The sequence below is a fragment of the Micromonospora sp. genome (genome assembly GCF_048594385.1).
Lineage (GTDB): Bacteria > Actinomycetota > Actinomycetes > Mycobacteriales > Micromonosporaceae > Micromonospora > Micromonospora wenchangensis.
The window spans coordinates 1-1,641 of the sequence record NZ_JBMDWU010000585.1 but is presented as its reverse complement, the minus strand read 5'-3'; the positions used below and the strand labels follow the sequence as shown (position 1 = coordinate 1,641).

Sequence of the window (1,641 nt, the reverse complement as noted above, 5' to 3'; positions counted from 1 at the left end):
GGCACCCCGGAGCGCCACAGCGGCACCGCGACCCGGCCGGTGCCGATGGCGAACTCACAGGCCGGTCCACCGTCGGCCAGGGCCGCGAGCCGGGCGACGGTGGGCCCGACCACGGCATCGTCGAACATCTCCGCGCAGTCGGCGTCGTAGTTCCGGGCGGTGGTCTCGTCCCAGATGTCCGCGGTGGTCATGGACGGCGAGCCTGCCGGGCCGGGCCATCGCGGTCCATCGGTTTTCGGCGGGCCGCGCCGCCACGCGGTCAGTGCCCAGGACGGTCCGCGATCGTCGGCCGCGGCTCGGGGAGCCGCGGCAGCCGATCGGTGCGGGCCGCCGACGCGTCCCCGCCATCGGTGGGACGAGCCGGCGGCGTCGGACCGCCGGACGGCGACACCACCCGCAGCAGGCTCGTCTCGACGGCGGACCGACCCACCGGGTGGAAGGTGCCCGTCTCCAGGACCGAGCGCAGCACCGGGCGGAAGGCGCCCGTCTCGGTGGCCGACCGGCCCACCGGTCGCAGACCACCCGTCGCCTCGGAGCCGCTGCGGCGACCCGGTCGACCCGGATGGGCGCCGGTGTGCGGACTGCTCCGCGGGCCGGGGGCGTGTGGTCCCCGGCGGGCCGGCCCGACGCCGGCCGCCCCGCGCCGCGGTCGCCACCGCGACACCAGCTCCACCGGCCCGGCCAGCCCGGGAGCCGGCGGCCGGGTGTGCACCCGCTGCCGCACGGCCTCGTCGAGATCGCGCAGCACCCGGTGCACGGTGACCCGCACCGGCTCGGTCAGCTGCCACCCCTCCTCCGCCGAATCCGCTCGCAGCGAGGTCAACTCGTCGATCCGGTCCCGGGCATCGCGCAGGGTGGCCAGGGTCGTCGCCACCACGGCCGCCCGGTCGTCCTCGCCGTCGGTGCCCTCGGCCCGGGCCAACGACCCGACCGCCGCCACCGTCACGGCCACGTCGGCGACCAACGCGGCGAAGATCCGCCGCCGGTCCTCCCCGGCGGCCGGGTCGGGGTTCGGGTCGTCGCGGACGCCGTCCAGGATCGACCGGAACATGCTGCGCACCGCGATCGTGGTGTGCTCCAGCGCCTCCAGCTCGCCCCGCAGGTTGGCGCCCGTGTTCGGCACGCCCAGCGCCCGCGGGTTCAACCGCCGACTGTCGGCCAGCTCCTGCAGGCCGGCGTCGATCTTCGGCAGCTGACGACTGAGTTCGCGAGCCGCCTCCATCCACCGCACCGCCTGCGCCTGGGTGATCGGGTCGCGCAGCTCCGCCGCGGCCCCGGCCAGCAACCGGGCCAGCTCACGGGCGAACCGGTCGACGGACTCCGCCGCCCGCCGCGGACGCACCGCCGGCGGCAGCACGACGTTGACCAGCACGCCCACCCCGGCGCCGACCAGCGTCTCGAAGATGCGGTCCGACGCCGCCGCCTCCGAACCACCCACCGCCAGCACCAGCATTGCGCTGATCGGCACCTCCAGGGCGTGCGGCCCGAGCCGCAGCAACTGGCCCAGCATGATCGCCACGGCCAACAGCACGCCCAGGCTCCACCAGGACAACCCCACGTAGGCCGAGAACCCGACCGCGACCAGCACGCCGAGGGTGACGCTGGCGATCCGTTGCAGCCCACTGGCCAGGATGTCCTTCA

Annotated in this window: 1 protein-coding gene and 1 pseudogene; both read right to left on the bottom strand. The window is 76.0% G+C overall.

Annotated features, from left to right (window positions below; genetic code table 11):
- A pseudogene (locus ACOJTC_RS30605) lies at positions 1-191 on the bottom strand (SAM-dependent methyltransferase); the annotation flags it as partial.
- A gap of 68 nt (positions 192-259) precedes the next feature.
- A partial coding sequence (locus ACOJTC_RS30600) for an aromatic acid exporter family protein (RefSeq protein WP_420119487.1) occupies positions 260-1,641 on the bottom strand: 1,382 nt, incomplete at its 5' end.